Annotated in this window: 8 protein-coding genes; 5 read left to right on the top strand and 3 right to left on the bottom strand. The window is 71.3% G+C overall.

The features are described 5' to 3' along the window. Positions 1–214: 214 nt before the first annotated feature. Entirely contained in the window at positions 215–472 is a 258-nt protein-coding gene (locus G514_RS0120855) for a WhiB family transcriptional regulator (protein WP_028653326.1), read from the bottom strand. 211 nt (positions 473–683) lie between these two features. Here G514_RS0120855 and cofD point away from each other — a divergent pair, with 211 nt between their 5' ends. From cofD to G514_RS0120830, 5 genes are all read left to right on the top strand, one after another. Next, a complete protein-coding gene (gene cofD, locus G514_RS0120850) occupies positions 684–1,736 on the top strand; it encodes a 2-phospho-L-lactate transferase (protein ID WP_051248030.1) in 1,053 nt (350 codons plus the stop codon). Positions 1,737–1,743: 7 nt separating this feature from the next. Further along, positions 1,744–2,703: a coenzyme F420-0:L-glutamate ligase gene (gene cofE, locus G514_RS0120845; protein ID WP_028653324.1), complete on the top strand. Its 960-nt coding sequence runs from the start codon at positions 1,744–1,746 to the stop codon at positions 2,701–2,703. A 100-nt stretch (positions 2,704–2,803) separates the two neighbouring features. Then, positions 2,804–3,586: a DUF3105 domain-containing protein gene (locus tag G514_RS0120840; protein WP_028653323.1), complete on the top strand. Its 783-nt coding sequence runs from the start codon at positions 2,804–2,806 to the stop codon at positions 3,584–3,586. Further along, entirely contained in the window at positions 3,586–4,050 is a 465-nt protein-coding gene (locus tag G514_RS0120835) for an adenylyltransferase/cytidyltransferase family protein (protein ID WP_036565779.1), read from the top strand. Before G514_RS0120840 ends, G514_RS0120835 begins: the two co-directional genes overlap by 1 nt. Before the next feature lie 204 nt (positions 4,051–4,254). Continuing rightward, on the top strand, positions 4,255–4,986 hold the full coding sequence (locus G514_RS0120830) for a TIGR03089 family protein (RefSeq protein WP_028653321.1): 732 nt from the start codon (positions 4,255–4,257) through the stop codon (positions 4,984–4,986). Here the strand turns inward: G514_RS0120830 and G514_RS0120825 are convergent, their stop codons facing one another. Continuing rightward, a complete protein-coding gene (locus G514_RS0120825) occupies positions 4,987–5,337 on the bottom strand; it encodes a hypothetical protein (RefSeq protein WP_028653320.1) in 351 nt (116 codons plus the stop codon). 204 nt (positions 5,338–5,541) lie between these two features. Then, positions 5,542–6,327 carry an ABC transporter ATP-binding protein gene (locus G514_RS28150; RefSeq protein WP_036565777.1) on the bottom strand — a complete coding sequence of 262 codons (786 nt, stop codon included), beginning with the start codon at positions 6,325–6,327 and terminating at the stop codon, positions 5,542–5,544. Position 6,328 lies beyond the last annotated feature (1 nt).

Genomic DNA, 6,328 nt, shown 5'->3' with positions numbered 1-6,328 from the left:
TCCGAGCGCAGCGAGGCGCCCCGCGATCGGCCTCCGAGCCGCGGCGACCGCGCCGAAGCGAGTGCAGCGAGCGAGGCGCCGCGAGCGCAGCGAGCAGTCGCCGCGGATTGGGGGCCGAAGCTCGCGGGGGTATCCAACTGGGGGCGAAGCTCGCGGGGGTAGACAGAAATGAGAGAAGCCCGGGCCGAGGCCCGGGCACTCTCGGTGGGGATGATCAGACGGCGCGCTTCTTCAGCTTGCGGCGCTCCCGCTCGGAGAGACCGCCCCAGATGCCGAAGCGCTCGTCGTTCATCAGTGCGGACTCCAGACACTCGGTCCGGACGTCGCACGTGAGGCAGACCTTCTTGGCCTCCCTGGTGGAACCGCCCTTCTCGGGGAAGAACGCCTCGGGGTCCGTCTGTGCGCACAGCGCACGCTCCTGCCACCCCGCGTCGTCGGCGTCGTCCCCGTCGAGGAGAAAAAGCTCTCTCATGTGACTGCCCTTCGACCCGTAGTCAATCCTGTGGTGCACTCGACCCTGCTTGACCCGCGTGTCGTGTGGATTTCCCCGAGGAATCGTGAACGACACCAATGTGATTACATGCCTGTCGTACGCCGGAAGTCAAGCCCCGGTCTGGTATGGCAGTTCTCGGGACGGGCCACCCGGGCGTCTGGTAGTGCGCCGCGTGCGACAGGCTGTGGCCATGGTCAGCCCCGCCGGAGACCGGTCCGGACCACGTCGCAACCTCACCGTCCTGTCCGGCGGGATGGGTGGTGCGCGGTTCATCCAGGGTCTGCTGCACGGCATCGAGCGGGGTCTCCTGCCGGGCGTCGCGGACCACGCGGTCGTGACGGTCGTCGCCAACACCGCCGATGACATCTGGGTGCACGGCCTGAAGGTCTGCCCCGACCTCGACACGGTGATGTACACGCTCGGCGACGGGATCGATCCCGAGCGCGGCTGGGGCAGGCGCGACGAGACGTGGAGCGCGAAGGCCGAGCTCGCGGCGTACGGCGTCGAGCCCACGTGGTTCGGCCTCGGCGACCGCGACATCGCCACCCACCTGGTCCGCACCCAGATGCTCGACGCGGGCTACCCGCTGTCGCAGGTGACCGAGGCGCTGTGCCGGCGCTGGCTCACGCCGGTGCTCGGCGACCGCGTCCGGCTCCTGCCGATGTCGGACGACCGCGTCGAGACCCACGTCGCGATCGCCGACGACGACCTCGAGCGCTCGCCCAGCGGCCGGCGGGTCGTGCACTTCCAGGAGTACTGGGTGAAGCTGCGCGCGGAGGTGCCCGCCGAGGCCGTGGTCGTGGTGGGGCTCGACGAGGCCACCCCCGGGCCGGGAGTCATCGACGCCATCACCGACGCCGACGTCGTGATCCTGCCGCCGTCCAACCCCGTAGTCTCGGTCGGCACGATCCTCGGGGTGCCGCGGGTGCGGGAGGCGCTGGTCGCCACCCGCGCGCCCGTCGTCGGCGTCTCCCCGATCATCGGCGGCAGCCACGTCCGCGGCATGGCCAACCAGCTGCTCACGAGCCTCGGGGTCGATGTGAGCGCGGGCGGGGTCGGCCGCCACTACGGCGCCCGCTCCCAGGACGGCGTCCTCGACGGCTGGCTCGTCGACGAGTCGGACGCCGGCCAGCTGCCCGGGCTGCACGCCGCCGGCCTCAGCGCGGCTGCCGTGCCGCTGCTCATGACCGACCCGGACGCCACGGCCGCGATGGCCGCGGCCGCGCTCGCCCTCGTGGCATGAGCACCCCATGACGCTCGAGGTGATCGCCCCCGACGGCGTGCCCGAGGTGCGGGCGGGCGACGACCTGGCCGAGCTGGTCCTCGCCGCGCTCTCCCCCACCGACGGCGACGTGGTGCTGGTGACGAGCAAGGTGGTCAGCAAGGCCGAGGGCCGCGCGCTGCGGGGCGCCGACCGCGTCGCCGCGGTCGAGGGCGAGCTCGCCGAGCCCGGCGCCCGGGTGGTGGCGCGCCGCGGACCGACCACGATCGTCCGCACCCGGCTCGGGCTCACCCTGGCGGCGGCAGGCGTCGACGGCTCCAACGTCGAGGCCGGCACCGTGCTGCTCCTGCCCGTCGACCCCGACGGCAGCGCGCGGACGCTGCGCCGGCAGATCGCGGAGCGCACCGGCGCCAACGTAGGAGTCGTGGTCACCGACACGGCCGGCCGCGCGTGGCGCACCGGGCAGACCGACATCGCGATCGGCGCCGCCGGCATCACGGTGCTCGACACGCACGCCGGCCGCACCGACTCCTACGGCAACGAGCTCGCGGTCACCGCTCCCGCGCTCGCCGACGAGCTGGCCGGGGCGGCCGAGCTCGCCCAGGGCAAGCTGACCGCTCGGCCGTTCGCGCTGGTCCGCGGCCGGGCCGACCTGGTGCTGTCACCCGGCGAGGACGGCGCCGGCGCGGCGGCGCTGGTCCGCGTCGAGGGCGAGGACCTGTTCGGGTACGGCGCCCGGGAGGCCGTGGTCCGCGCCCTGGCCGGCGACCCCGCCGACCAACCGCCCTTCGGCGCGCCCGCGCCGGCCGAGGAGATGGCGTCGGCACTGGCGCGCGTCCTCGGCGTCGAGGCCGAGCCGGCGGGCGACGGGCTGGCCGTCGCCGCGGACCCGCGCCTGGCGCCGCTGGCCTTCGCCCACGGGTGGCGCCTGGAGCCCGCTCCCGAAGAAGGCCCTGAGAAAGCAGTGATCCGACCGGCGACTCCGTAGACTCCTCCGTCGGGCTCTCAGGAGCCCCGTCCTTTGTCCCGCACAGTCCGTGTCCAGCACAGCCTCCTGTGCAGCCCACCACCCGAGGTGCTCCGTAGCCGTGGCCAAGAAGTCGAGCAAGTCCGACCGCCAGGCGGTCATCGACGAGATCCGCAAGAAGCAGAAGGGCGCCGAGAAGCGCCGCGGCTTCGCCATCGTCGGCGTCTGCACGCTGGTCGCGCTCCTGATCGTCGTCGCGGCGGCGTACCGCCCGGTGAAGAACTGGTTGGACCTGCGCAAGTTCAAGGACATCGACCTCGCCTCGATCGGCGCCCCCGCATCGGCGTGCGACAAGGTCACGACCAAGCCGGCGGACGGCAACCAGCAGCACGTGCCTGCGCCCTCGCAGGTCATCTACGAGACGGCGCCCCCGGCGTTCGGCTCGCACTGGAACGAGGGCCCCGGCGCCAACCAGGCGCCCGCGCCGTTCAACCGCAAGTACTACACCGAGGACGACCGCCCCGAGCTCGAGTCGCTGGTGCACAACCTCGAGCACGGCTACACGATCCTCTGGTACGACGAGTCGATCGCCGACGACGCCGACGAGCTCAACGTCATCGACGGCATCGCCGACAAGTTCCGCTCCGACGACGACAACCTGCGGCTGAAGTTCATCGCCGCGCCGTGGACCGCCGCCGACGAGAAGGAGCAGGGCAAGAACGGCAAGTTCCCCGACGGCATGCACGTCGCGTTCTCGCACTGGTCGGCCGGCGGCTCCGGCGAGAGCGACCCCGCCAAGCAGGTCGGCGTGTTCCAGTACTGCAGCGCTCCGAGCGGTGCCGCGCTGAAGCAGTTCATGCTCGACTACCCCTACACGGACTCGCCCGAGCCGGACGCCATGTGATGGGTGCGCCCGAGCGCATCGCCATCGTCAGCGGCTACTTCAACCCGATCCACATCGGGCACCTGCGGATGATCAAGGCGGCCCGCGAGCTGGCGCCGCACCTGGTCGTGATCGTCAACAACGACCGGCAGCAGCAGCTGAAGAAGGGCCGGATCCTCATGACCGAGGACGACCGGCACGCGATCGTGGCCGAGCTGCGCTGCGTCGACGAGGCGTTCGTGGCGATCGACGACGACGCCAGCGTCGCCGCGTCGCTGCGCCGGGTGCGCGAGCTCCACCCCGACGCCGAGCTGCTCTTCTGCAACGGCGGCGACCGCTCCGACTCCGGCGACCCGGTGCCGAGCGCCGAGGCGCACCTGACCGAGGAGATCGGGCTGCAGATGGTCTACGGCGTGGGCGGCGAGGACAAGGCCGACTCCAGCAGCCGGATCAACGAGGAGCTGAGCCGGGCCGACTTCTCCTGACGAGGCTCCTCCCCCGCTCGCAGCGAGGGGAGGTCCGAGTCTGGGACCGCGCCGTCCTGACGATCATCCACAGTGCAGATTCAGCGCAATTGCGCTGGATCTGTCTTGTTTCACCCGTGAAACAAGACCAAACGAGCGCGATTGCGCTGGATTGGTCTTAAGCCGGCCGCGCGGCGAGGTAGGTCGCTTTCCTAGGCTGACCATGTGACCACCTTCGCGGACCGGCTCGCCGCCGAGCTGAGGCGCGACCCCGGCCGCCCGCTGCTCACGTCGTACGACGAGCGCTCCGGCGAGCGGGTCGAGCTGTCGGTGACGACCTTTGCCAACTGGGTGGCGAAGACCGCCTCGCTGCTGGTCGACGAGCACGACCTCGAGCGCAACGACGTGCTGCTCGTCGACCTGCCCACGCACTGGCTCGGGCCGGTCTTCCTCGGCGCCGCGTGGACAGCGGGCCTCACGGTGGCCTTCGCCGGGTCCGGGGGCACGCCGGCGGCGGTCGTGTGCGGACCCGCCTCGCTCGCCACCTGGGCGCCGCTCGCCGACGACCGGCCGGTCCTCGCCTGCTCGCTGCTCCCGATGGGCGTGCGCTTCGCCGAGCCGCTGCCTGCCGGCGTGCACGACGTCGGCGTCGAGGTCTGGGGGCAGCCCGACGCGTTCACGGCATACGACCCGCCGGGCGGCGCCGACGTGGCGCTCCTGGACGGCCCGGTGACCCAGGACGAGCTGTTCGGGAGCTCGGCTGCCGCCGGGAACCCTGCTGGCTCGACCGGCGGCAACCGGCTCCTGTCGACGGTGAACCCGGCTTCCCCACCAGGTGTCACCGCCGTCTCGCGGCCGCTCGTGTCGGGCGGCTCGCTGGTCCTCGTCACGGGGGCGGACCCGGTGCGACTCGACGCGATCGCCGAGGCCGAGCGGGTCACCCACCGCTTCGGCTGATCAGCCCGCTCCCGGGGTCACGCCCCTGGCGTGCCGGCCTCGCGCCCAGCACGGCTGCTCCGTGGCACGGGGCACCGTACGGCGCTCGACCACCCGCCACCCCACAGGTGCGCACCGCTGCTGCTGGCGTGCGAACGCGGACCTCCCCGCAGGCGCCTCGGCCCGCGACGCGCCGGCCTCGGCCGCGTCGGGAGACACCTCGATCGACGGCTGCGCGACCCCCTGCCCAGGCCCGACGCCGACCACGTCGAGCGACACGACGCGCGTCGCCGGGACCAGCGCGATGACCACCACGCCGAGCGCCAACAGCTGCTGGCACGCGGTGACGTAGCGAGCGCGCGAAGGCGACATAACCGGTTGCTCCTGTGCGGGGGAAGGTCACACGAGTTGCAACTTTCACACGCGTCACAGGGTCGGCGGTAGAGAAACTGAGTAACTACAACGCTGTAATTGCCAGTCGACACGCCGAGCAGTTCCCAGTTTGTCAACCCCGGTGTGGGTGCTGGCCCCGCGCCCGCCGAGTCGGCTTGCTGTGCGGAACCAGCCGAGGAGGCGTCAGACCTCCGAGCCGAGCTCCCCGTCCGTGGTCTGCTCCTCCTCGGCGTCGACGTCCTCGCTGTCGTCGTAGTGCAGGTAGTGGATGCCCTCGTCGACGTCGCCGTCGAAGCCGACCACGCCCTTCTCGAGGACGATCACGCGGGTGCACATGCGCCGCACCGACTGGGCGGCGTGGCTGACGTAGAAGAGGGTGACGCCGCTGTCGCGGATCTGCTCCATCCGCTTCATGCACTTCTTCTTGAACGGCTGGTCGCCGACGGCCAGGACCTCGTCGGCGATGAAGACGTCGCAGTCGACGTTCACGGCCACCGAGAAGCCGAGCCGCGCGAACATGCCCGAGGAGTAGTTGCCGACCGGGGTGTCCAGGAACTCGCCGACGTCGGCGAAGCCGGCGATGTCGTCGAACTTCGCGTCGGTCTCCTCCTTGGTCATGCCGAGGATCGCGGCGTTCATGTAGATGTTCTCGGTGCCGGTCATCTGCGGGTGGAAGCCCGCGCCGGTGGCGATCAGCCCCGAGATGCGGCCGCGGGTCCGGACGGTGCCCGAGGTCGGGCGCATCACGCCCATGATGTGCTTGAGCAGCGTGCTCTTGCCGGAGCCGTTGAGCCCCATCAGGCCGATGGCCTCACCCTGCTGGACCTGGAACGAGACGTCCTGCAGGGCCCAGAAGCTGTCCTTGATCCGCTGGCCGCGCAACTTCGCCACCGCGACCTGCTTGAGGGTCCGCTGGTACTGCATCGAGAACTTCTTCGAGACGTTCTCGACCTCGATGGAGGTCGTCACC

The organism is Nocardioides halotolerans DSM 19273 (assembly GCF_000422805.1).
Taxonomy (GTDB): Bacteria; Actinomycetota; Actinomycetes; order Propionibacteriales; family Nocardioidaceae; genus Nocardioides; species Nocardioides halotolerans.
The sequence above is the reverse complement of the archived record's forward strand: the minus strand, read 5'-3'. Positions and strand labels throughout refer to the sequence as shown.